The 261-nt window shown below is 41.4% G+C and carries 1 pseudogene; it reads left to right on the forward strand.

What is annotated here, in order from left to right:
* A pseudogene (locus NXS07_RS22735) lies at positions 1-261 on the forward strand (hypothetical protein); the annotation flags it as partial.

Here is a 261-nt window from a genome sequence, read left to right on the forward strand (position 1 = left end):
CATCATTAAAGAGTTGGGCTTCAGGCCAAACCAGGTGGCGAGAAGTCTCCGTACAGGAAATACAAAGACCATTGGTTTAATCGATGAAGATATTTCCAATCCTTTCTTTGCCTCTATTGCAAGGCTGATCGAAGATAAAGCATACAGACATGGCTATAAGATCATATACTCCAGTACTGAAAACAATATTGATAAGGCAAAGGGCCTGATCAGGATGTTCAAAGCCAGACAGGTAGACGGGTATATTATTGCACCTATGCT

Source organism: Xenorhabdus bovienii (assembly GCF_024721015.1).
GTDB classification, from domain to species: Bacteria; Pseudomonadota; Gammaproteobacteria; order Enterobacterales; family Enterobacteriaceae; genus Xenorhabdus; species Xenorhabdus bovienii.